The organism is Paenibacillus sp. N3/727, assembly GCF_022637315.1.
Lineage (GTDB): Bacteria > Bacillota > Bacilli > Paenibacillales > Paenibacillaceae > Paenibacillus_AQ > Paenibacillus_AQ uliginis.
The window spans coordinates 3,001,983-3,026,541 of record NZ_CP093336.1; the positions used below are offsets into that span (position 1 = coordinate 3,001,983).

Consider the following 24,559-nt stretch of genomic DNA (forward strand, 5'->3'; position numbering starts at 1 on the left):
GAAGGAGTGCTTGAGATGTTATATCAACACATCAAACCATTCCCCAATGAATTTCTGTGGGGAGGCTCTACCTCTGCTTATCAGGTGGAGGGAGCCTGGAACGAAGATGGCAAAGGCTTATCTGTGATCGATATGTGTGATCATCCGGCTGGAACCGCCGATTTCACAGTTGCGAGCGACCACTATCACCGATTTAGAGAAGACGTGAAGCTTTTTGCAGAGCTGGGCCTCAAAGCGTATCGTTTTTCGATTGCATGGACTCGAATCTTGCCCTCAGGTATAGGTACGGTTAATGAGAAAGGACTCGATTTTTATCACCAATTAATTGACGAATTGCTACTCCATGGCATTGAACCGATTGTGACCATGTACCATTTCGACTTACCCTACGAGCTTGAGAAAACCGGAGGATGGAACAACCGGGAGACAATAGATGCCTTTGTAGAGTACGGGCGTATATTGTTTACGCAATACGGGCATAAAGTGAAATATTGGTTGACCATTAATGAGCAAAATACGATGATTCTCCATCCAGGTGCTATTGGTACACCGAAAGGCGGACGTTTGCCTTCCAATAAGGAACTGTATCAGCAAAATCATCACATGTTTGTGGCTCAAGGCAGAACGATGCGACTATTTCATGATATGTTCCCGCAAGGCAAGATCGGTCCTGCATTGAACATGACTTCCATGTACCAAGCAACCTCCAGACCAGCAGATGCAATCGCTGCACATAACTGGGAGACGATTCGCGGATGGGGTTTTCTCGACTTATCGGTGTGGGGACGGTATAATCCATTATTCTGGAGTTATTTGCAGGAACGTGGCATCGAGCCGGTTATTGAGCAGGGCGACATGGAGGACATCAAGGCAGGCCGTCCCGATCTGGTAGCTATTAATTATTACTCAACGGCAACCATTGCCGCCAGTACGGGCGATGTGTCGGATGTTACAGCTCGTGCGGGTGATCAGCAAATTATGCTTGGCGAGCAGGGAGTGTACCGGGCCGCGGAGAATCCTTATACGGAAAAAACGAAATATGGCTGGGTTATTGACCCGGTTGGCCTAAGGCTGACATTGCGCAAGGTATGTGAACGATATGGTCTCCCGATTTTAATTACGGAAAATGGCATAGGAGCTCCGGATGTACTGGAAGCAGATCACACTGTTAACGATACGTACCGAATTGATTTTATCGAGAAACACCTGGAGCAGATCAAACTGGCTCTAACGGATGGTGTGGATGTAATTGGTTACTGCCCTTGGTCCGTTATTGACGTGGTAAGCACCCATCAGGGTTATGGGAAACGCTACGGTTTGATCTATGTAAACCGTGGTGAACAGGATCTGAAAGACTTGAAGCGCTTGAAAAAGAAAAGCTTCTCGTGGTATCAGCAGGTCATTCAACAGAATGGCAGATGTATCGGAAATTCGGATCAGGCGGTCACGAAAGAATAAAGGATCGTGATGAATGGCATGAAAGTAATCAAAATATTGAATAACAGCTTGCTTCTGACCAAAGATGAACAGGGGCAAGAAGTGATTGTCATGGGAAAAGGCTTGGCATTTAAAGGAAAAGTCGGCGAGCAACTCGATGAAGAGCATATCCAGAAAAGATTCATTCTGCAAAATAACCCGTCTGCCCAGGCTTACGTGCGAACCATCGAAAACATGCCAGAATCACATGTGAATGTCATTAACAAACTGATTTCCAATGCCAAAGAAAAGCTCTCACTCGACGACCAAATCTTCTTTACGCTTATGGATCACCTGTCGTTTGCCATTGAACGATGGAAAAAAGGCGTATCATTACAGAATCGCATGTTGTGGGAGATTCAGAGATTTCATCCCGTCGAATTCGAACTGGGCCTTGAAGCAGTCCATATGTTGAATCAAGAACTTGGCATTAAGCTTACGGAAGAGGAAGCGGGGAATATCGCCTTTCATTTCGTCAATGCCCAAACGCATGAGCAGAATATGGAGCGCACCATGCAATCCGTTAAAATGTTAAAAGATATTTTTAACCTTATTCAATACAGCTTTGATATGCAATTGAACAAAAACTCCATCAATTATGTGAGACTCGTCACACACCTGCAATTTTTTATCAAGCGTTTACAAGAGGGCCGACTGGGCAATTCGCCGAAAGATTTTATATTCCAGCACATGGTGAAGGAGCATCCGCTTGAATACAAATGCGCGGAGATGATCAAAACCTACGTGCAAAATATGCTGGATATCACCATATCGAACGAGGAATTATTATATTTGATGATTCACATTGCCCGAATTGTGCAAGAGGAGCAAGATGACAAGGGACGATTATAAAACAATGTTAGGTGTATTCTTATATTGATTAGAACGTATTTAAAACCCCCGTTGAGCTTTAGCTAATAGTTCGGCGGGGGTTAATCCGACGTTACTACTTCTTAAATTTCTCGTCCGTATGCCTCTACAAACAACGATGATATATACACAACAGAACAGATTTTAGTTCACTTATACACAAAACTCGTATTTTGTACATATGTCATGTCTTTTGTATACATAGCTTAATGGATTGTGTAACTGTCATCGGGAAAAATATAAGTTAAAAAACACACAGCCGGCCCCCTATGAGCCGGCTGTGTTGAGTCAGCCCAGCCCCTACTTTAGTAAAATACGCTACTCCCATGAATACTATTATAAATGCTTTTAAATTCTTGAACAAAATCAATCGGCAGCATAGGGTCATCAGAAGCGGCTACTCGTTGAAGCTCTTTTAACCAGTTCATTGATTCTTCATCCAAATGTGACACATCGTTTGCTTGATGAAAATAAACATACAACAATACATAACGAAGTTTAATAGAATCTTGTAAATATTCTATTTCTTCTTCTTGGATTGTATTTTCCTTTAGATATCCTTTTATAAAATGGCGGAAAAACAATCTATAATATTCCGTTTTATTTTCAAATTCCTTAAACGGACGAAAAAGTGCATAACACAATGTAATCCCAATATCGTTTACGAAATACGTATAACTGCAATCATCGAAATCGAACAAATAAATGTCTCCGTTATGCAGATAAAAATTACTTTGATGAAAATCAGTATGAGTCAAACCGTATGTATCTTTGGACTTGGGCATAGAAGTAAGTTTTGTTAATCTTTCTTTTATAATTGAAATCATTACATCATCAGGTTGCAGGTATTTCTCCGCCTTTAATTGAACTTCTTGCTCCCAATTTTGTCGTTTAAACGCTGGATTACTCCATTCAAAACCCTTTGAGGCATAATGGATTTTTCCAAGAAATTCGCCCCATTTTTCATAAAGCGATTCATTCCAATCATCACCAGACACTTCATTTCCAAGAGACTTTTCATAAGAAATGGCTAGAAACGAACCATTTTCTGTAGGAATTTCTTCAACCATATTACCCCTAGTCGATGGAACAGCATTTGAAACTGCCAGTCCTTTATTCGACAAAAAATTTAAAAATTCAATTTCACCCCGTATATTATTTCTTGATCTTCTAATTGTGTGTGAGATTTTTAATATGAAAAATGCATTGTTTTTCTGGTATTCATAAACAAAGCTTTCATAACCGCCCAATAAACGAACGGTGTCATTATTAATGTCATATCGCTTTATTGCTTCGGTAAGGATCTCTTCAGTGAATTGCTCTTTAATTTCTCGTATCATCTTCTATACCTTCTTTCATTCATAATTTAAGTAGTTGCATAATTTTTTCAATCGAAAATTTCGGCGACCACCTGAAGTAAGGCTTCCTGCTGACCGCTTTACAGGTAATTGTTCAGCAGCGCCCTCTCTCAGAAGCACATCCTCATCCGATTCCGTCCGGCTCGAACAAAACCTCTTGAGGCGTACCAGTCCTCCCGATTGGATGGGCTTTATTAATTTATCTGTGACACTTCCAACCCAGTCCGTATGTATTGTACCTGGACAAACGGCATTAGCGCGTATCCCTTTTGATGCATACTCAACTGCTGCCGTACTCGTTAGACCAATGATACCGTGTTTGCTAGCAACGTATGCAGCGTGGTGTTTAAGACCAATTAGTCCAGCAATTGAAGCAGTATTTAATAATGACTCCACGTCCTTGCAGAGTCATTGCTTGTATTTCATGTTTCATACATAACCAAGTTCCCTTCAAATTTACACTTATAACATTATCAAAATCCTCTTCATTGCACTTAGCCGTTAATCCACCAATGCATATGCCTGCGTTATTAACACCAATATCAATTCTTTGAAAAGTACGGAGACAAGTACTTACTGCTTCTTCTACTTCTGACTATTACAGGCTTCTCCACACTATTCTGCCCGTAGCTAAATGCACTAGCTATCGAATTAAAATTAGATATGCGCATAATCGGTAATCGGTACTTGTTCTTGTCCTTTACGGCAACCGGTACAAGTTCTCGTCATAGTCTCCGACTTCAATCTCTTCGATTCGTCCCAAGGATAAAAATGACTATAAAGGCTCCTTTGATTTCTCTATTCATCTTTTGTTTTTAAGTGAAAAGTTTCTTCTTTGTCATCCCATTTAATTTCTACTTTAATAGGAATTGATTCGTTCGTTACTGCACAGCCTGAACAACTAGAAGGCATTTCAATTATTGCTCCTTTGTAGTCCCCCTCTTTACGCACGCGTTTTCCATCATTAATGGTAATTTCTAAATTTTTTAGTTCTTTGCCCGTTGCATTTTTATAACCAAAAATGAACTTTCCACTTTCCTTATCTCCATTAATGTTTGCTGTGTATTCGCCACTCCAACTATCACTCTCCCCAGTAAGCGAAATTGATTTAACATTGCATCCGACCAATGTTAAAATCATGATCAATATCAACACATATTGTTTTTTCATTATGTCCTCCTCTTTAATATTGTTCTAAATAATATGACGCAGGGGACAAGTTATAAGTTCCATTTAAAACGGTTTCACTTATATGCTGTACTACTAAACTGCCCGTTAGTTTAATAAAAGAGCGTCTGCCGCCGTCGATGAAATTATATCGGGAATGTAACAATGTTCTTGTCATCAGTCGGGAATGTTATCAAGTTCATGTCATTGAGTTTTGACAAGAACTTGATAACATAAATATAAAAAGCCGCATAATCAGCGGCTTCTAATGTTACTATGTTTTTGTCACCCGACAAATACTACATTTACTTACTTACTCCCGGTATCACATAACGCAGGGTTAATGTGCAACCATAGCCCCCACAACTTTCTAGACTGCGGCTTTTTTTATAGAACTAACGTTCTCCCGTTAGACCCATAGACCCAACTACTTAAAACCGTCAGCGCGATTTGTCACGGTGCGCAGGTTTTCCTTGCGTTGCCGGACACTGGCTATTTTGTCAGCCGCGCTATTAACGGAAATTCTGCAGCCTAGATCGCGCCTCCCCCTCCGCTATTGCGGTTAACAAATGCAGGTCTTTTTCTTGCTGCCGATTCGGCCCATCGCCTCGATCTTGCCGATATATTCCGTTGCAAGCGGAACTTTGCATGCAGTATTGCCGACATCCACATGCACTTTGCCGACCGCCTCTGCGACTGCCTTCGCTTCCTCCGTTAATGCCTCAACGTATGCGCCGACCGAAATAACGAAAGTATTCATAACATAGCGGACCCAGTTGCGCTCGCCGTGGATGGTGTCGCGCACTCTTGTCAAATAACTGCGTATCTCCTCCATGTCGAGCGCTTCGTCTGGCGTAACCGATACATAATTGGCATATGTGCTCCATCCGCTCACAGCGACCAGTTCCTCCGGCGAATCAATCCACTCCACAGCCAGGTCATGCGCATACGGACTTTCTGCGGCTACTCTCGCTACCGTATACTCGGCAGGCGAATGCCAATTGGCTCCCGCCACCCAATGCTGCAACTGTTCTTTGGTGATCGTCTTCGTATTGATGCTAAGCCCCGCCAGGTACATCGCATCGTAGTTGCCGGATTCATACAGCTGCAGAGCGAGAGCTTGGTCTTTTTTCACATGCTTAACGAGCTTCTTCATGTCCCCGATTTTGACGCCAAAGAACGGCTCTTTCGCACCATGGCGAATAAAAGTGCTTTTCGTCTGTTCACTGCCCATGCCAGCCAATGCCTGTATGATTTCTTCATAGGTCATCTATTATTCACGCTCCTAAACATATATTCAGCCTTCGAGTGGTTCGTTGTCATCATTGTGCCTTCTACGATCCGGGATCTCTCCTTACATCCTCCATGCTACTTCAGAAAGTATAATATACACCCCAGTTTTTTTCACTTTTATAACATAATTGTACCAGGGATATTTCTTTTTTGGTGACCAAGATTGATTATGAATTAACTAACCTGCCCGTTAGCTTAATGATGTTGCATGGAAACTTAGTTAGATACTTATCTAATCGGTAATCGGCTCATGTTCTTGTCCATTTCGGCAATCGGTACAAGTTCTTGTCCTTGGCTCGAGACAAGAACTTGTACCGATAAAACAAAAAAGCCGCTAAAATAGCGACTTTCAATGGGACCATGTTTTTGTCCCCCGACAGTTTTATTTTTGGAACTTCTCAAATTCATTTTTTAGCCAATGCTGATTCTGATATGCAATATACTGTTCCATGCGAATCAGTAGATCAACCAATTCTGGCTTTGTTAACTGCATATCTATGTCGCGATCCTGTTTTATGTGCTTGAAAGCATCCAGATGGTTAAAATTCTAAGGTAGATTGACTACTGATTATCGTGCCAACATTTTTTCCTTCACACACTTCCCTCATAGAACCAGGTTTATCAAAATTAAAAACATGGATAGGCAAACTATAATCTCGGGCTAAAATGAAAGCCGACTGGTCCATTACCTTTAAATTGTGTTTAATTACATCATTATAGTGTAGCGACTTATACTTCTTTGCGTCTTTGTTGTTCCTTGGATCCGCATTGAAAACACCATCAACACCTTGTTTTGCTACTAAAATCGACTGACAATTCACCTCTATCGCCCTTTGTACTGAAGGGTAATCCGTTGTAACATATGGTTGCCCATTTCCTCCAGCAAAAATTACTATGTAACCCTTTTCTAAATGGTGAATTGCTCTCAATCTAATATACGGTTCTGCAACAGATGTAATTGGTAGTGCAGTCATTACTCGAACTTCTTTGTTTGTTTTCGCCTTCAGAACTCCCCTTAGCATTAAGCTGTTTACAACAGTTGCTAGAGTTCCAATGTTGTCCGCTTCCGCCCTTTCAATCCCCCAACTTTCAGCCATATTACCTCTGAATATGTTCCCGCCTCCAATTACAAGGCATACCTCGATACCCATGTTAATAACTGACATAATTTCACTTGAAATATGGTCCAGTCTTTCAGGGTCAAATCCAAATTCACTTTGTCCTGCGACAGCCCCACCACTTAACTTAATAAGAACTCTTTTGTACTTACTCAATGAAACACACCCCCAGATAAATAAAAAACACTAAAGCAATGAATGCTTTAGTGTTTCAAAGGAACAAGAATATGAAAATGAAAAGACAAACTATTATTGCCCCTCCGCTTCCTTTTCATATCCCCACTCCTTTCAGTCAATTTCCATCTACACGTATTATACATAATTAGGATAAAAAAACAACAATCATTTAAAAATTTTTCAGCATTCCTGCCCGTTAGTTGAACAATAACAGCCGTTTGCAACTAACCGGCTGCCATCTTATCGTTATTCAGCTATCGTTTCCCGTTAGCTTAATGAAAAACTGACTTAAATCCTCGAAATGCTATGGGAGAATCCAATGAACAGAAGCGTGAATATGGTGTTATACGATGTTGCACACTCCTTGAAATACGGTCAAAGCTTCTTAATATGATAATTTCTTGTTAGAATAAAAATAGTAAGTGTTTATTTTCTTTCATCTTCTTTATAAATTTAACGATTCCTCGAATAATAATTATTGATAAAATGATAATAATGACTGGAGCAATTTCTAAAATAAAAACAGGAACTAATGCTGATAATGAAACGAAAATCTCGTAAATAAAAAAATAATCAACTATTCCAGCAACTACGAAAGACATTACAATCAATTGAAATTTCTGATAATAATAACTAAGCTTATAATAGGCTCTTCTTAAGTAATCAAAAGCTTTCATACTTCACCTCAATGCAATTTATTTACAATATGCTACGATTATGTTTAGAAATGGTTTCAGGTGTTTGTGTAATTGTGTATATCGATTAATTTGCGAACTTCGCAATTAATTCCATACTTGGAGTTATTCGCGAAGCGTTTAAACTAACCTGCCCGTTAGCTTAATGAATAGCTGTAGAATTTAGTTAGATGTTTATCTAATCGGTAATCGGAACATGTTCTTGTCCTTTTCGGCAATCGGTACAAGTTCTTGTCCTTGACTTGGGACAAGAACTTGTACCGATAAAACAAAAAAGCCGCTAAATTAGCGACTTTCTATGGGACCATGTTCTTGTCCCTCGACAATATAATACTTTATTAGGAATGTTTTATTATTTCTTTGATACAACTCCCATCAAGTTTCGCTTCATCTTGATTGTACTTAATGAACATTTTTTTACTTCTTGCTTTTTTACTTTTAGGACTATTCCCGAACCCATTTGAACCTGTATTGTAATATGTAACAAAAATATCATTGTCTTTATTTAGTTCAACTAATTTAACTCGATCAAGTACGATTTCGATGCATGGCCCCATGGATTTCAACATAGATTTTTTGTATTCATTATTATGAGTAGCTCTGCGTAGCGAAAAATCCGGATAAATTGTTAATTTCATCCTTATAGTCACTAAAATCGATTATAATTAAATTTATGTTCAAGTCGATTACCTATCCTAAGTTAATAAGATAATCATACGCAAAAAGGCATAGTGATGAATCGCCTATGCTCTAAGGGTTATAGAGTTTTCGAATACACACTTATGTATAAGTGGAGGCGGATGATATGACGATAATGCCTGTTATAATAATGATTTTTGTATTTGTACCTACCATTGTACTCATGGTAAGCATGCCTTATTTAACAAGAGAGACGATTAGTTTTGGGGTCACCGTCAGCGCTGTACAATTCCACAGTGAGCCTCTGCGCCAGATGCGGAAGTCATATGCTAGGATTAGTGCTACCTTGCATACCATCCTATTCATTGTTTGTATCATCTGCCTAATATACGGTGATGAACATTCCAAGCAACAAAGTTGGATCATTGTCACTTATTCACTCGCCATGGTCGTAATCTCCCTAGTCATAAACATTAGCTATCATTTCAAAATGAAAAGTTTACTACCTATGCTGCCTATTGCTCCGGAACCATCGATCATGGCAGTGGACACTGGATTTCGGAATAGAAACATTGGCTTGTCTAGTAATTGGTTCCTCATTCATGTTTTAATTATTGTTGTTAGTATTGTAACTGTGCTACGCAACTACGATCTGATTCCTGATCAGATTCCGATCCATTACAACAGCAGTTGGAACGTAGACCGCTATGCAGCTAAATCTTATAGTTCTGTGTTTATGCCTACGATAATGCAAGTGTTCATAACACTTGTGTTCATATTTGAGAATTGGAGTATTCGCAGAGTGAAGCAGCAGGTTCAACCCACTGATCCGAACCGTTCCATCAGACAAGACGTAACTTTCCGCCGTACTTGGTCATGTTTTATGATTACAGCAAGCTTCTTAATAGTTATCCTGATTTCCGTCGTGCAACTAAACATGATATCTCTGCTTAACATCAATTTCGCTATCCCCATTATCCTAATCATAATAGCCTTTATCATGCTATACGCCTTCGCCTTATCGTTCTGGGCTGGTCAGGGCGGAAGCCGCTTGGAGCGATCTGCCGATCGATCCAATGTCAGACCTGTCCATGATGATGATAAATGGCTATTAGGTATGATTTATTTCAATCGCAAGGATCCAAACCTAATCGTGGAGAAAAGGTTCGGAGTCGGCTGGGGATTAAATTTCGGTCACCCAGTAACCTGGCTGATTTGGCTCGGAATTATTGTACTGTTAGTTGTGGTGTGGTTGTAACCCTGCCCAATTTATCATATTGATAAGAAGTAACAGCATTTTTCCCATCAATATACTTATTCATCTGACCTGTAGTAGAGTCATATTCAGCCTGTATTTTCAAGGTGAAAGGCTTAGAACGCTTTTCATATCTAGATATATCAACATCTGGAAGAATCTATGTAAATTCTTCAAGCGCGAGACTAGCAAGATTAAGCTAAGCGGTCTTATCTAATCCCCCATTCATATTAATTTTCTTCTTTCTTGCTCGACTATTCTGCCCGTTAGTTTAATAAAAAGGCGTCTAATCATCTTTATTAGACGCCGTCGATGACTTCATATCGGGAATGTAACAATGTTCTTGTCATCTGTCGGGAATGTTATCAAGTTCTTGTCATTGTGTTTTGACAAGAACTTGATAACATAAATATAAAAAGCCGCATAATCAGCGGCATCTATTGTTACTATGTTCTTGTCACCCGACATTTGTTTACTTTAAATAAGTTTATACTAACTGAACTTGGAACAAAAATAAATCGCTCCGTTGCCCTCCTACCTATTCCGTTCAACCATTGTTTCATTGAAGAATCTTTGATTTCCAAAGAACGTTTCATTCTGTCCAATGTGTGATTTGGGCCATCTTATAACCACATTTGCAAGTAAACGGTTGATCCATCCTACTATCACTTAACAAAAACGGTAAGTCATTTGAGCAGCTCGGACATGATTCTAAAATATCCATATCTCATGCAATCAGGACACCAACGAATCCTCAGAGAAAACCAAATGTGTATGAAAAGTGTTGCCGCTGCCTTCCTTACCTATCATGACTGTATGTACAAACCTTTTTCATTCATCCGTTCAAATGAGGATCTTCATCGACTCTTGGTTATCTTGGAACAGTTGAAGATATCACGGATCAGCAGCCTAAAGTTGTCCTCGATGCCACAGGAAACTATTCGAAACCTCTGGTCTCGTTCTTCTCTTCTCACGGCTATTCTGTCATTCTTCTGAATCCAATATGTACTCATCAGCTGAAAACAAATATTCTGTCTATCACCCATTAAGTCATGTACAAGATTGCGCATCATGTTATGGCTTGAGCTTTGATTAGCGCAGCCTTCTTAAAGCTTTTTAATAATATCTTTCTTCTTCAGACCATTCTTTTTAGCTTTTGCATGCCAAAAAGAGTGTGTCGCTGCATACCGCCAGGCAAAGCGTGGAAAATTTGGACTGAACAGCAAGGATTTATCACTACCATGAGAATGTATATTTTTTGCCAGGCATTCCATTGCCCTTCCTAGATTTTTTAAAGGGCCCTGGCCAAGTGGTACCTTTTCGATAAAACCCATCATTTCACCAGCGCCTTGTCCGATTCCTTGTCCAAAATGAAGGCCGGATCGTATGCACCAGTTTTTGATGATTTCAAGAGCAATGAAAGTTTGCTTCCCCTCATAAAATCCATTGTTTACAATGGCATAAACATAAATTTCCTTTTCTCGTTCTGCTTTCATATACCCTTCCAGAGTAGTCAGCATCCTTAATAAATGCGACGGTATTGCATCGAAGTATAGAGGGAATGCAATAATCAGTGTATCCATGTGGCAAAGCTCGATGTATTGCTCATTGGTAAGCGGTTTTTTATTCATGTTATAGTGTGATATTTCATGCTCGGAGATTATCAGGGGTTCAAGTGCTTTGAGCATCCTGCCCGAATTGCTTCTTCCTAACTTGGGGCTTCCATTTATCATAGCGATTCTCACTATATTACCTCCTTGATTGCTTGTAGGCTGTTATGGAAATACAACTTGTTTCCTGTGGAATTAAGGTTCACGCTATTCGCCGCAACCAGAGCTTGTGCGGTCTCCTTTTCTGCTTTGGTTATGTCATTGCCATAAAAATGTACCGATAGAGTGAATTTGTTGTCATACCGGTATCGGTGATGGGTTTCTCCATTTTTGATTACAAAATAAGGCAGAAGATATGGTAAGCTCCTATCCACAATATTGCATACAAAGGGGCTGTAGCTCCCATAAACACATTTACTGATGACAACCAGCTCATGGCATTGTGAAAGAAGTTCGCCAATATTGTGATAACCATCCTTTATAACGCATTTTCCCGGTGTTTTGATCCAGCATCCGAAGCAACCAATGCATTTACGGATTGTGCCATTGTCTGATATAACAGTTACGTCTGTATTTTGGTTTTCATACAACGCCATGAATTCTTGTTGATTCAAATCATGTATAATAATTTTCATCATTCTATCTCCTTAATACAATTGTTTATAAAAACATTAATCCAGTCCCCGGAATATCGGATACCATGATTGGTAAGCAGTGAGGCTATGCCGTGTACCGTTGACCAAAGAGCAATCAATTTTTCGGTATAAGCTTCCTCTGGCAACCCTATGCTGTGAAACAATTGATACGCCGTTGTCCTGAATAAAGCAAATGGCGGATAATCATTGGCGTTATCATTATCCAAATCAATGGTTAATCCTGAGTGATAGAAAAGGAACTGAAAATATTGCGGATTATCAATGAAGAAGGAAATATAAGCCTGCCCAAGCAGTGAGGTCGCTTCGAGACTGTTTTCCTGTCCACGAATTGATGTACGCATCTTTTCCACAAATCGCTCCGTTACATGCTCGCCCATGGCATAAATCAACTCGTCTATATCTTTAAAATGACTGTATGGTGCGGCATGACTGACGTTGCATTTCGCTGCGACCTTACGCAGGGAAAAAGCTTTTAAACCATCTTTATTAATAAGCTCTATACCAGCTTCAATAAGTTTTTTTCGCAAATCACCGTGATGATATGGTTTTTCTTTCATTTATACATGCTTCCTTTCATATAACTTGACACTGTAAAGATTATAATAAATAATCTTTACAGTGTCAAGTTTGAAAATGTCATAAGTAAAGTTCCAGCACATATCTTCTCTATTCGCTACTTCCTTTTTTCTCACTATCCTGCCCGTTAGTTGAAAAAAGGCAGCCGATCAGGAAGCCAGCTGCCTTAAATGTTTTTATTGAGCTATCGTTCTCCGTTAGTTTAATGCCAATCCCATTCCGAGTAATGGTGATTAATAGGCCCCGTTAGAGCCTCGCGAATGTGATGTAATCGACTTGGACAGGCTCTGCCGATTCGATCCGAAGTGCCCGGTTGATCTGTCCCCGGTGATATTGCCCATGTAAGAGGACCTGCGACAGGATGTCCCGGACGGACGTTCGGAACGGAACCCCGCTCTGGTTTGCATAGTCGATCATCTCGTCCAACTCGGATTCCTCGAGCCCTTCGATATAGACGCGATATTGCTCGGCGTTTTCTTCGAACATCGTCCGGATCGCCGTCAGGTCTTCCGCTTCCTCCCACAACGAATATAGCGCGCTGCCCTTGCCCTGCAATCGGGACAGCCAGACTCGTTCCGCGACCGCGACGTGTCGAACCAGCTTCAGAAGGTCCTTGTTCTTCGTCTCACTCTCCTCGAGCGCGTCCAAGATGCGTGCGTTCGCCCAGTACAGGTGGTCCATCATGCACTTGATCGTCTTCATTTCGGTTTCCTCCTCTTCGTCTCATCGATTACTTGAACCTACTGTTATCCGTTAGTAGCCTACACTTCTAATTGTGTCAGATTGCCAAATTCCATTATCCTGTCCGTTAAGGCAAAAAGCCGCCGGAATATTAACTTATTAAGTCCGTTGATTTGGTTTTTAAATCTTGCTCTTCCCAGTAAAACTTTGGTTCCTTCGTTGCAGCTTTAAAAAATAAAGGCAGAATATCTTTTCTAATGTCCTGTGAAATTTTAAGGTGCAGGGCTTCTGCCACTATTTTTTGTAACTCATCATAATTAGAAAAATCATCTCCGAAAGCATCCAAAAACTGCTCACGTCCTTCAAGCTCATATTCCACTATATCTTCGTTGAGAAATTCTGGATTATGCTTATATAACAGAGTATAGTTATACCAATTGTAAGCGCAATTTAATTCCAATTCCAAAAACTCCTGAACATTTTCGGCTACACGACCACATTCATCCACTTGACCAGAGTAAGCAATACTACCATCTTCTAACAATATATACTCTCCGCCACCTCCATCTTTACAGAACGCCATGCCAGGGATACTAAATATATACCGATAGTTAAGCATGTAAGGTGTTTGCAGCTTGTCATAAAAATCTAAACATAGTATTGCGCCAATCTGTTCTGCAAGTTGTTCATTTTCTTTAATGGTTGAGAGAAGTTTTTCAATTTCAGTCATGTCCATAATCCCCTCATAATATCTGATTTACGAACTTCGTAAAAACATTCGTAATGTAGTATTCTCCAAGTGAACAAACTATCCTGCCCGTTAGCTTAATGAAATTGTATGGAAACATAGTTAGATACTTATCTAATCGGTAATCGGCTCATGTTCTTGTCCTTTTCGGCAATCGGTACAAGAACTTGTACCGATAAAATAAAAAAGCCGCTAAAATAGCGACTTTCAATGGGACCATGTTCTTGTCCCTCGACAATATTGGAATAGCATGGGAAAACAGTGTTTGGTAAATAATGTATTACGGTGACCTATTTTTACACGTATCTCGGCCGTACCCCTAGTAAATCTTGATTCATTCATCATTTAAGTTGCGGATTACTTTGCAGGGATTACCGACAGCCAAACTGTTTGACGGAATATCCTTTGTAACAATACTACCCGCGCCAATAACACTGTTCGCGCCGATCGTCACGCCCGGCAATACAATAACGCCAGCTCCAATCCAGACGTTATCACCGATATTGACCGGATGTGTATATTCCAACCCTGCCAGCCGTTGTTCCACATTCATGGCATGTTCTTCCGTTATAATGCAAACATTGGGTGCTATAAATACATTGTTTCCAATCGTGATTTTCCCACTGTCCATAAGCTTGCAGTTGACATTAAGGAAGAAATTATCGCCCACTGTGGTATTATACCCGTAAGTGCAAAAAAGTGGTTGCTCCACAACGCAGTTATCTCCGGTCTTTCCCAGCAACTCGCGTATGGCGGCCTGCCTTGCGTCGCGATCAAGTGGGTGTATGTTGTTGTAATCGTGTAATTTTTTTATAGTAATATCGCGATCTGCTACAAGCTCAGGATCTCCGGGTTGATATAACATGCCGGCATGTGATTTTTCCTTTTCCGTCATATAATTTACTCCTTCAATTTATGTTGATTTATTAACTTGAGTGTTGCAAAAAACATGTCGTCGTTAAAGAGTCATTAATGCCGAGGGATTAGAATCTTCGTCGAATGACTAGACGGTAAAAAGACATCTGTCCTTGAGAAATTGAAAGTTACCACAACCACAATTTCCAGTAAAATAAGATGTCCCAACTCAATTGTATCCCTCTACCTGCCCATCGTCAAATTCATATTGGTGCTCAAGCTGGAGTTTTCTAAGGCACAGTTGAATCACCTGTTTACACTCGTTCACGGTTCTAAAGGGTATCCCCTCCCTCTCATCCATAAACTGCTTGACGCTTGTCAACTAACCGGTCAATTCCGAATCTCCACATAGTTCAGCGCCGCCTGGATTCCGAACACGTGCAACACTTCTTTTAAGATCGTCTCGCACTGCTCCTGCTGGACTGGACCGCTTGAGGCTTGCCCAGAATTAAAAACTCACCGACAATTAGGTTTATCCGCTCAAGCTCAGACATGATCAGATTATAATGACGCAGTTTAGCGTCTTGAGTGGATAACTGCAGTATTCCCTTCACCGTAGGGCTCTTGTTTTTAAGAGAACCCCCCTTTCTATCTCTTATCGTCATTTCGGGCTTAACGGTTTGCGGCTCTATTTCGTAATAGGGAAATATCCATACCTTGCCGCGTCTTTTTCGTTCTCAAATCGTTCTTCTACGCGGCCCGGCAGCTTCGATGCGTCGCGATCGTAATATTTGATCCCGGTTCTTGGGTCGGGACAATTATCAAAAGCAATTAATGTTAGCTAAGGGTATTTAACATCGTCCATAAAGGTATACAAAAAAAGGATCATCAGCATTTCTGCAACGATCCCTATTGTCAGTCTGCTAGTTGAAAACAGCAGCTGATCACGTTGATGCCTTCTTGGTTTTATTGAGCTATCGTATCCCGTTAGTTGAACGAAGATCAGATTAGATAGGCACCAAAATGCTCCTCAACCAAGCCAACAATAACTTCAAAAGGGGTTGAGGAATTCACTTCTATAACCTTTAGACCAAGCTGGTTTGCCTCTGCTCTTATCTGGGCATCAATCAGCATATCTCTTTTATTTAGATTCTCCAGGGCAATGTGCTCGATCTCTTTTATCTCGAACAATCCTGACAATTTTTTACGTTTCTTTGCAGAAGTCATCTTAAAGTCCTGATCCGAAACCAGCCAAATCGCTTGTTTTGGGTTATCTAGTAGAGGCCCAACCAATTGAGGTGTTAGGCCGAAGCCTTCTGCTAAAATTGGCCTCTCACTTTGTATTTCAGATAAATCACGGATAACCAAGGGAAATCGACCACGAAATGATCCATTCGCCCTGTTTAGCATTTCCTTCGGGCTAATATGTACCCAATTATCTTCCATGGAGGAGGACATTATCTCTTTAGCTCCAATTGAATGGGCAGACAGTTCCTCATGATGCTTATCCTCATGCATGTCATAATCATACAAAGAAAGGTTGTATTTCTTGACAATGTATTTTGCTAGTGTACTTTTCCACGAATCCGGTGAACCGCCAATCCAAAGTAACGAATTTTTCAACTTCAATTTTACCTACTCCTTCTTCGGTTTTTTCGTCATCCTGTTCTTGAAATCACTTATGGTGATTATAGAGAACATACGTTTCTTATGCAATGCAAAACTCCAGTGCTCACCACGCTATCCTGCCCGTTAGTTTAATAAAAAGGCGTCTAATCATCTTTATTAGCCGCCGTCGCTGACATCATATCGGGAATGTAACAATGTTCTTGTCATCTGTCGGGAATGTTATCAAGTTCTTGTCATTGTGTTTTGACAAGAACTTGATAACATAAATATAAAAAGCCGCTTAATCAGCGGCTTCTATTGTTACTATGTTTTTGTCACCCGACAAATGGATTGATTGTTGTGTCTTGATATAAAAAATTATGATGATACCAAGTTGGTATTGAATATTCCGTAACATCTCTCTCCCTCCCTAAAGCAAGAGCTAACAAGAAATCAATGTAGTAAAAAGACACTGATATTCTATTCATCAGTGTCTTTTTTGTTGATACTTTTTCACCAGCATCATGTTTCATCGTTGAACTCAGACTAATTCACTTTAGCCCTATTCGCTGTAATTGACTTCACTTTCTTGTAATCATTTCAATCAGAGAGTTGTAATTTAAAGCAACTTAATTAGCTCTTCTAGCTCATCAACCAATACTTTTGCAAATTCAAAATTAGTATCTTTTAAAGCCAATTCTATTTTCATTTCAACTGCTTTTTTGTTTTGTTCCGCTTCTAAATAGTCTTTATCAAAGTGACTAGCATAAATCATCTGTTTAAATTTTTTCATAGTCATTTTTCTAATCGTCTTATTGTCAATGATTAATACATAATCCATACCATTTACAACAGAATAGAAATCATGAGATATCATGAGAATTGCACCTTTATAGTCTTCAATGGCTTTTTCCAGTGCAATTTGTGTATATGTATCTAAATGGCTTGTCGGTTCATCAAGAAGCAATACGTTTGCATTACTAGCAGAAACTTTAGCCAATTGAAGTATGTTTTTTTCTCCACCAGATAGTGATTCAATCTTTTGATTAACGATTTCGCCTTCAAATCCATAGTTTGAAATATACGATCTAACTTCATCATAAGTTTTAAACCCAGCATCGATGAATTCTTCTAGTATTGTATTAGAATCCTTTAGCATTTCGCCTTGATTCTGAGATAAATAAGCCATTTTAACATCATCATTTATTTCAATGGAATCATGATTATTGTTAAAGATATCTCGGAGTAAAGTCGTTTTCCCTGTACCGTTTGGACCAATAATGGCTACTTTATCCGTAGATCTTATCTCAAAGCTAACATTCTCTAAAAGCAGTTCATCAAAGGCAACACTATAATTATTGACTTTTACAACAATGCTGTCTTCAATTTCATTCTCAATACCGAAACTGATATTCGGTTGCTTAATATCAACAAATGGTGCCTTAATTCTACGCGCTTCCAATCTCTCTTGAAATCTAACTCTAGCTTTTAACGCTCTACCTCTAGATGCTTCTGAATTAATAGTTGCGATAGCTCTAAGATTATCAATAATGTTATCGTATCTCTCAATTTCTTCAGCTTCAGCGACTGCGATTTCTTGCAACTCAATTTTTGTCTGAAGTAATGAGAAATTATACTCAATATATCGCCCATCAAACTCTTGGATCTCTGTGTTTTCAAGGTGAATAATTTTGTTGAAACAATGATTCAATAGATATCGATTGTGCGTAACAACTAGCAGTATGCCTTTGTGAGTATTAATAAGTTTTTTAAGCGCATTTAGGTTCTCAAAATCTAAAAACACATCCGGTTCGTCCATGATCATTAAGTCTGGACTATTAAGCATTTCCTTCATTACTTGAATAAGTTTGAATTCCCCGCCGCTCAGGTCGGATACCCTAACATCTTTTAGCTTCAAGAGGTTTGCAAGATTTAGCTTCTTATTAATGTTACTCTCAAAATAATCTCCGCCCATTGCATCAAATGCGTCTAAAGCGAATTGATACTTTTCGAGTAACGGCTCAATATCCGATGATGTTTCCATTTCATTACAAATAGATGTTATTTCATTTTGTAGCTTAATAAAATCTTCTCCGATATATTCAAAAACAGTTGTTTCTTTAGTTCTGTCTAGTTGGGAGAACTGACTTACATACCCAATTTTGCAGGTTGGATCTATCTCTAACTTGCCTTCGAACAAATATCTTTCTGGATCCATCAGTATATCGATCAGTGTACTTTTACCACTGCCACTTGTTCCAATAAAAGCGCAATGCTGTGACTCTTCTAACGTAAATGAAATGTCTTTATATAGTTCTTTTTGTGGAAATGAGAAGTATAAGTTATCAACTTTTATCATAGTAGTGCCTTTCTTTATAACTAAAATGGTGACTATTATTAAATGTATTGTCGAACACAGACTTTTAGAGTAACACTCTTTACTACCAAGTTCAATCCATTTTTAGCCCTTACCCTCACTTCGAAATTCTAATACTTTCTTTAGAATGGTGGCTTGTTGGCCGTTTATCCAATCCCATGAAAATACATCAAACAAAATCATGACAATGATCCACCCTACGCATATTATGGGACCAAGCTTTATGCCCTGGCACAATGATATGATTTATGCCATGCTTCGAGACGATTTATGATACGCTTCCCCGCGATTAATCTTAAACTACCTGCCCGTTAGCTTAATGAATTAACGGACATAAATCGATTAGATGCATGCCTAATCGGTAATGGGAACATGTTTTTGTCCATTCCGGCAATCGGTACAAGTTCTTGTCCTTGGCTCGGGACAAAAACTTGTACCGATAAAACAAAAAAGCCGCTAAATAGCGACTTTCAACGGGACCATGTTCTTGTCCCCCGACATTATTAATGAACAGATTGAAAACATAGGGATAAATTGAATAAAATAGAGCAAAAAAAGAAGACATCCTTCCTAAAATGGGGTTGAATGTCTTCTTTTTTGAAGTTTATACATACTCCTTAAGAAAAACGTAAGTTCTTCAGTGCCCTCTTCTATAGATTGAAGCTTTTTGCAATGGTATGGAGGCGAGCTTAACCAGTTGAGAACCCTGCAGCTTCCCTCGGATCGTCAGTTGATTTCTATGGTCAGGGAGCTTGTGAAATTCGCCCCCGGCTTCAGGGTGATTATTCCCTCTTTAGCTTGAAGTTCACCTTCGAAGACGTCCATATCCGCTACTCCTTGCCAAGGCTCGATGCATATGAAGGGAGCGTTCAAAGGCTGCCAGATGCCGAGGTCGGGAAATCCTTTATAGGTGACAACTACGCTTTTGGCGGAGTGCTTGCTTCTAAGCGAAATCTGCCGAGAGCTCACATTTCGGAAAATCAATGCGCCTTCGGCGAACATTTCATGGGATAACGGCAGGATGGTCTCTTGTTTCAGAACGGGCTCCGATTTGCCGCTGATCAGCAGGCCGTCCGAATTCAAGAACAACCTTTCAAGGTTTTCCGATTCAGCGAACTCCAGATAGTAATCGCTCAGGCTACCGTTGTCATCAAGCGGACAATTGAACGCCGGGTGGGTCCCGAGCTGGAAGAAGATATCCTGTTCATCGCTATTTTCCACCCGATAACTAAGTTCCAGTGTGCTTACATTCAGTTTATATGTAATATATAGGTTGAATTTAAAAGGATAACTGGCCAGGGTTTTCTCATCATAAGAGAGGCGGTAAACCGCGTGGGTGTCGCTTTCTTGGACCAGCGTAAATTCGCTGCGTCTGGCGAATCCGTGATTGCCGATCTTATAGGCTTTACCGTCCACCTTAATCTCTCCGTTCCGGGCCGCACCAATAATGGGAAACAGCACCGGAGAACGGCCTGTCCAATACGTGGCGTCACCGCTCCAGATGTATTCAGCTTCCGGATCCAGCTTTCTGAAGCTGATCAGTTCCGCCCCAAGGGTATTAATCTCAGCTTCCGCCGAGCTGCTGCGCAAAATTTTATTCATTGTTGTACTCCCTTTCATACTTATAGTCCAGATACCCATATTATATCAAAGTTCTTGAGGGAGTTGAGAAAACGACAGCCAATTCATCAGCTGCCGTTTCTTCGTGCTTATTGAGCTATCGTTCCCCGTTAGCTTAATCGTGTGTATCACTTCTCGGTCTATTCGGGACTATTAAAATAATACCGATAATACATAAAATCATGCCTCTCATTCATCATATGAATCAGCAAACTTTGCTCATTAACAAGCTGGAACCCGCAGTATTCAAGAACCTTTTGAGATGGGATGTTGTCAATCGCAACTGTTCCAATGATATATGGAATATCGTACTTTTCCTCTATCCATTCAAGAGTTCCTTTTGCAGCCTCCTTAGCGTACCCTTTCTCTCTTGCACATGGGAGAATCCCATAGCCAAATTCAGGTTCATTCAGGTCATCATGTTCTTGTGCAGCGACTTGACCAAGAATATCACCTGTTTCCTTTTCAAAAACACCTAAGCATAATGTTCCAGTTATAATATCCATCTTCTTATAATTAGAAAGGTGCCAATCAAAAAACTCTTTTGCTCTTGGCTTCTGCATTTGCCAACCTCCATACAAATCCAAAAGCCTTTTAAATTGCTCAAAATCGTTTTCGTCAAAAGTTCTGACGACCAGCCTTTCTGTTTCGATATAAACAGTGTTTAAATCACTCATTAATAAAACCTCTCTCAAAGTATCTGTGAATTAAAAGTATCCACACTTACACGTTACCACAAATAGGTATTTTTGGTTTGGTCTTTTTTTACGTTATCCTGCCCTTTAGCTTAATAAAAATGGAACAGCTTCTCAGTGCAAACTGCTCCATAGCTCGTTCAACTATATTTACCCTTTAGATCAACGAATATCGGATAACCTTGTTTATTACTAAACCTATGAATAGAGAATAACCTCTCTAATTACTCACCTTGGTCAGAACTCGTGATGAAGCGAAAGACTAGCTTTTCTCCATCCTCAGGATGATGACCAAGTTCTTCGGAGTATTTCCCGTTGGTGCATGTGTTAAGTGTCCTACGCCAGAAACGTTTTGCACGTTCGTTTCGTTCGGTGGGATTGGTTTGAACTTCCCATTGCCCTGGCATCTTTTCAATAATCTGCCGCACCGCTTCTTCTCCAACGCCCTTTCCTCGATAATTGCGTAATAGGAAGAACTCATTCATGTAATAATCGATATAGTGAGGACATGGTGTGAAAGGGGAAGTCGCCACAAAAGCAAGACCCGCAGGTATATCATCCACTGTGATAGATACGGGAATAGTACGTTCGGGTGTTCCCACCAGATATCAAACACGCGATTCTGTTCAATCAAGGTTCGGGTATCATCATTCTCAAACACCCCATAACGATTAATCTGGTGTTCCCACACTTCAGACAAATCATGCAGATAAAGAGGATAAATATTATTGATAATAAACTTCTCCTCCATACCGCATAGTCTAACGGTAACATTTAACTTATTTACTTCATGATTAACGCAATCCATTTTGCAACCCCTCCAGTTTCGATACTCTCAATCAACGATATCACTGATACCATAATTCTTTCCTAGCATCAGTATAAAGTGAATATTGCATCCTTTATAGGCAGAGTATTCGTCTATTCATTTCTTACATAACAAAAGGCCCGTGTTGGTTTTATCCAACGCGAGCCTTTTGTTATGCCTTCGTTTTATAAACAATCTCCTTAATGCTGTCATGGGATAGGCAGTAGGAACTCGCGAGTTGATCCACATTCATACCCTGCCGGAAAAGCTTCCGAATCTCTGCGTTTCGGTTCAAAAGAAATTCACGTTGCCCTGACTCATGTCCCCACTTTTTTCTACATCCTTTGGTTGCGGGGATATATAAAGTCTTGCCTTGTATATAATTTTGTATTTCACGAAGTAAATTTTCTGGTAAAATCTCGCTTGCTGAAACATATTTCATTGGCTTCGCCCCTTCATCTAATAGCGATGGTAAGTTGCAAAGCCTACATGACAAACGGTTTCTTGCCGTTAATTCCTTGTTATATGGTTAGAAAAGTTAGGCTCCATGCAAACAACCGCGTTAATGTCATATAGACTTTGCATGGAGCGAGTCTCGAAATTATGCATCGGTGAGATTTCACGAAGCATAGTTTTACTAACACATTTCATAACGACATCCCTCTCTTCCGATGATATATACTTTGCTATAATTATTTCTTCATGACGATGATGAATTCCTTCTGAAGATAGGATTAAACTAATCTGCCCGTTAGCTGAACAGGCTGCCGGAACGAACGGCAGCCTGCTGTTGTACTATCGTTCCCCGTTAGTTTAATGCCTTGTGATATGGTTTCCCCACGCTCTGTAACGGTAAGTTTTCATGTATGCTACTTACAATTCAAAATAGGCAGGAATAATCAAATCAATCCGATATTAATTTTGAATAGATATTGAGATCGTTAAGCTTTCCGTCTACTCTTTCATATTGTCTTAGTGTTCCTTCAAACGTAAAGTTTAGCTTTTGTAAAAGTTTTATTGAATTCACGTTTTCGGGTTCAACTTTTGCTTCGATTCGATTCATCTTTAAAGATGAGAATGCGTAATCTAACAATGAATAGATAGCTTCTGAAGCATATCCTCTTCCCCAAAATGATTTTGCAATGTCATATCCGATTTCTGCTTTTGCATTTTCAAAATCCAAGGAATTATAACCACAAGAACCTATGATTTCATTGGATTCTATTTTAATTATGGAGAAGCGAATAGCTTTGCTGTCTTGAGAAAGATCATCAAGGAGAGTAATCATTTCTTTTGCTTGATTTTCATTAGTAAAACAACTAACATTCATAAATTTAGTAACATCTGGATCAGACCAAACTTTAAACAAGCTAGACGAATCCGATACCTTCATTTTTCTCAAATGTAAACGTTCTGTGTGTAACTCTGTAATCAATACTTTTACCTCCATTATATTTTAATAGTTAGGTTGAAAATATTGACATCTGCGCATAGTTCAGTCCCTTCATTTTTGAAGATAGTTTCATTATACGAGAGGTTATAGGTTTTATCTACGCTTAATCCCCCAAAAGCATATTTATCAATTCCGCTTCAACCTTTATCATCATTCTCTGCTTTACCATTATTTGTGATACGGTTCACCGTAACATTTGTAGGACGAAATTTATTTGCATTAGTGCACCCGTTGCATCATTTTTGTGATACTTTTAATGATCAATAAAAAAAGCTATCAATTTCATAGTACCAGTTATCATTGCTGTCTTTATAAAAAAAACTTGTGCTACCTCTAATTTCCAGGTGCCTGCATCTTTAATAATTTGAACAGGGTATTTAGGATAATCTTCATTGTCATCATAAGTTACATCGATGTTTGCAGTGTATTTATCATCAAATACTTTTGTACGTCTGAAACTTCGCAGGAAATTATTTGTCTTGCTGAAACTCCTAAAAACTGTCCTTTTGTTTTTTGTCAGGGAACAATCCATCAGTAAATATATCAAGCATAGTTGTTAAATCATGGTTTTTTTGGCATTGAAGTATTTATTTACTATATTTATAACTCGACCTCATATTTACTAGAGTCTGAAAAAGGACTAGTTGGTGCAACAACAATAGCAGCAATCACTAGTGATAATCCCAATTTTCTCAAATTCATATAATACACCCCTATAAATGAACCTAATTTCTACATAAATTACAAAAAATAATTTTACACTTGTATGATTTGTGGCGAAAGGGGTCAAGGGCTTTACTATATAAAGGGCAATTAAGATCATA

26 protein-coding genes are annotated in these 24,559 nt (G+C 39.5%); 3 read left to right on the top strand and 23 right to left on the bottom strand.

Going from position 1 to position 24,559, the window contains the following annotated elements:
• Nucleotides 1-15 precede the first annotated feature (15 nt).
• Both MNQ98_RS13715 and licT read left to right on the top strand, forming a co-directional pair.
• The gene (locus MNQ98_RS13715) at nt 16-1,458 is read left to right on the top strand and encodes a glycoside hydrolase family 1 protein (RefSeq protein WP_241933661.1); all 1,443 of its coding nucleotides are present in this window, start codon (nt 16-18) and stop codon (nt 1,456-1,458) included.
• An 18-nt stretch (nt 1,459-1,476) separates the two neighbouring features.
• Complete coding sequence (gene licT / locus MNQ98_RS13720) at nt 1,477-2,328, top strand: BglG family transcription antiterminator LicT (RefSeq protein WP_241933662.1); 852 nt, start codon at nt 1,477-1,479, stop codon at nt 2,326-2,328.
• A gap of 323 nt (nt 2,329-2,651) precedes the next feature.
• On the opposite strand, the gene MNQ98_RS13725 is transcribed toward licT, so the two are convergent.
• From MNQ98_RS13725 to MNQ98_RS13755, 8 genes are all read right to left on the bottom strand, one after another.
• The gene (locus MNQ98_RS13725; protein ID WP_241933663.1) at nt 2,652-3,686 is read right to left on the bottom strand and encodes a phosphotransferase enzyme family protein; all 1,035 of its coding nucleotides are present in this window, start codon (nt 3,684-3,686) and stop codon (nt 2,652-2,654) included.
• Between the two features lie 15 nt (nt 3,687-3,701).
• Entirely contained in the window at nt 3,702-4,100 is a 399-nt protein-coding gene (locus MNQ98_RS13730) for an SDR family NAD(P)-dependent oxidoreductase (protein ID WP_241933664.1), read from the bottom strand.
• The gene (locus MNQ98_RS29875) at nt 4,051-4,251 is read right to left on the bottom strand and encodes an SDR family NAD(P)-dependent oxidoreductase (RefSeq protein WP_481856767.1); all 201 of its coding nucleotides are present in this window, start codon (nt 4,249-4,251) and stop codon (nt 4,051-4,053) included. Before MNQ98_RS29875 ends, MNQ98_RS13730 begins: the two co-directional genes overlap by 50 nt.
• 251 nt (nt 4,252-4,502) lie before the next feature.
• Nucleotides 4,503-4,874, bottom strand: a complete 372-nt coding sequence (locus MNQ98_RS13735) for a hypothetical protein (protein WP_241933665.1) — start codon at nt 4,872-4,874, stop codon at nt 4,503-4,505.
• A 559-nt stretch (nt 4,875-5,433) separates the two neighbouring features.
• A complete protein-coding gene (locus MNQ98_RS13740) occupies nt 5,434-6,141 on the bottom strand; it encodes a DNA alkylation repair protein (protein WP_241933666.1) in 708 nt (235 codons plus the stop codon).
• Nucleotides 6,142-6,703: 562 nt separating this feature from the next.
• Nucleotides 6,704-7,438, bottom strand: coding sequence for a UMP kinase (pyrH, locus tag MNQ98_RS13745; protein ID WP_241933667.1), 735 nt, complete (start codon nt 7,436-7,438; stop codon nt 6,704-6,706).
• A 425-nt stretch (nt 7,439-7,863) separates the two neighbouring features.
• Nucleotides 7,864-8,136 (bottom strand): hypothetical protein, encoded by a 273-nt coding sequence (locus tag MNQ98_RS13750; protein WP_208914352.1) that lies wholly within the window; start codon nt 8,134-8,136, stop codon nt 7,864-7,866.
• Nucleotides 8,137-8,492: 356 nt separating this feature from the next.
• Nucleotides 8,493-8,792 (bottom strand): hypothetical protein, encoded by a 300-nt coding sequence (locus MNQ98_RS13755; RefSeq protein ID WP_241933668.1) that lies wholly within the window; start codon nt 8,790-8,792, stop codon nt 8,493-8,495.
• 167 nt (nt 8,793-8,959) lie between these two features.
• Between MNQ98_RS13755 and MNQ98_RS13760 the strand changes: the two genes are divergently transcribed.
• A complete protein-coding gene (locus MNQ98_RS13760) occupies nt 8,960-10,051 on the top strand; it encodes a DUF1648 domain-containing protein (RefSeq protein ID WP_241933669.1) in 1,092 nt (363 codons plus the stop codon).
• A 1,103-nt stretch (nt 10,052-11,154) separates the two neighbouring features.
• Here the strand turns inward: MNQ98_RS13760 and MNQ98_RS13765 are convergent.
• From MNQ98_RS13765 to MNQ98_RS13835, 15 genes are all read right to left on the bottom strand, one after another.
• Entirely contained in the window at nt 11,155-11,793 is a 639-nt protein-coding gene (locus MNQ98_RS13765; protein ID WP_241933670.1) for an NADPH-dependent FMN reductase family protein, read from the bottom strand.
• On the bottom strand, nt 11,793-12,296 hold the full coding sequence (locus MNQ98_RS13770; RefSeq protein ID WP_241933671.1) for a flavodoxin family protein: 504 nt from the start codon (nt 12,294-12,296) through the stop codon (nt 11,793-11,795). Before MNQ98_RS13770 ends, MNQ98_RS13765 begins: the two co-directional genes overlap by 1 nt.
• Nucleotides 12,293-12,871, bottom strand: a complete 579-nt coding sequence (locus MNQ98_RS13775) for a TetR/AcrR family transcriptional regulator (RefSeq protein WP_241933672.1) — start codon at nt 12,869-12,871, stop codon at nt 12,293-12,295. Before MNQ98_RS13775 ends, MNQ98_RS13770 begins: the two co-directional genes overlap by 4 nt.
• A 265-nt stretch (nt 12,872-13,136) precedes the next feature.
• Entirely contained in the window at nt 13,137-13,592 is a 456-nt protein-coding gene (locus tag MNQ98_RS13780) for a DinB family protein (RefSeq protein WP_241933673.1), read from the bottom strand.
• A 130-nt stretch (nt 13,593-13,722) separates the two neighbouring features.
• Entirely contained in the window at nt 13,723-14,301 is a 579-nt protein-coding gene (locus MNQ98_RS13785) for a hypothetical protein (protein ID WP_241933674.1), read from the bottom strand.
• Between the two features lie 352 nt (nt 14,302-14,653).
• Nucleotides 14,654-15,214 (bottom strand): sugar O-acetyltransferase, encoded by a 561-nt coding sequence (locus MNQ98_RS13795; RefSeq protein ID WP_277883744.1) that lies wholly within the window; start codon nt 15,212-15,214, stop codon nt 14,654-14,656.
• A gap of 412 nt (nt 15,215-15,626) precedes the next feature.
• Nucleotides 15,627-15,788: a hypothetical protein gene (locus MNQ98_RS13800; RefSeq protein ID WP_241933675.1), complete on the bottom strand. Its 162-nt coding sequence runs from the start codon at nt 15,786-15,788 to the stop codon at nt 15,627-15,629.
• 388 nt (nt 15,789-16,176) lie between these two features.
• Nucleotides 16,177-16,803: a hypothetical protein gene (locus tag MNQ98_RS13805; protein ID WP_241933676.1), complete on the bottom strand. Its 627-nt coding sequence runs from the start codon at nt 16,801-16,803 to the stop codon at nt 16,177-16,179.
• A 598-nt stretch (nt 16,804-17,401) separates the two neighbouring features.
• The gene (locus MNQ98_RS13810) at nt 17,402-19,141 is read right to left on the bottom strand and encodes an ABC-F family ATP-binding cassette domain-containing protein (protein WP_241933677.1); all 1,740 of its coding nucleotides are present in this window, start codon (nt 19,139-19,141) and stop codon (nt 17,402-17,404) included.
• Between the two features lie 744 nt (nt 19,142-19,885).
• Nucleotides 19,886-20,761, bottom strand: coding sequence for an aldose 1-epimerase family protein (locus MNQ98_RS13815; protein WP_241933678.1), 876 nt, complete (start codon nt 20,759-20,761; stop codon nt 19,886-19,888).
• A gap of 158 nt (nt 20,762-20,919) precedes the next feature.
• The gene (locus tag MNQ98_RS13820; protein WP_241933679.1) at nt 20,920-21,456 is read right to left on the bottom strand and encodes a GNAT family N-acetyltransferase; all 537 of its coding nucleotides are present in this window, start codon (nt 21,454-21,456) and stop codon (nt 20,920-20,922) included.
• Nucleotides 21,457-21,698: 242 nt separating this feature from the next.
• Nucleotides 21,699-21,959, bottom strand: coding sequence for a GNAT family N-acetyltransferase (locus tag MNQ98_RS29720; protein WP_347272255.1), 261 nt, complete (start codon nt 21,957-21,959; stop codon nt 21,699-21,701).
• The gene (locus MNQ98_RS29725; protein WP_347272256.1) at nt 21,956-22,282 is read right to left on the bottom strand and encodes a hypothetical protein; all 327 of its coding nucleotides are present in this window, start codon (nt 22,280-22,282) and stop codon (nt 21,956-21,958) included. Before MNQ98_RS29725 ends, MNQ98_RS29720 begins: the two co-directional genes overlap by 4 nt.
• Nucleotides 22,283-22,454: 172 nt before the next feature.
• Nucleotides 22,455-22,724, bottom strand: coding sequence for a CD3324 family protein (locus tag MNQ98_RS13830; protein ID WP_241933680.1), 270 nt, complete (start codon nt 22,722-22,724; stop codon nt 22,455-22,457).
• Nucleotides 22,725-23,186: 462 nt separating this feature from the next.
• Nucleotides 23,187-23,717 (bottom strand): GNAT family N-acetyltransferase, encoded by a 531-nt coding sequence (locus tag MNQ98_RS13835; protein ID WP_241933681.1) that lies wholly within the window; start codon nt 23,715-23,717, stop codon nt 23,187-23,189.
• Between the last annotated feature and the right edge of the window lie 842 nt (nt 23,718-24,559).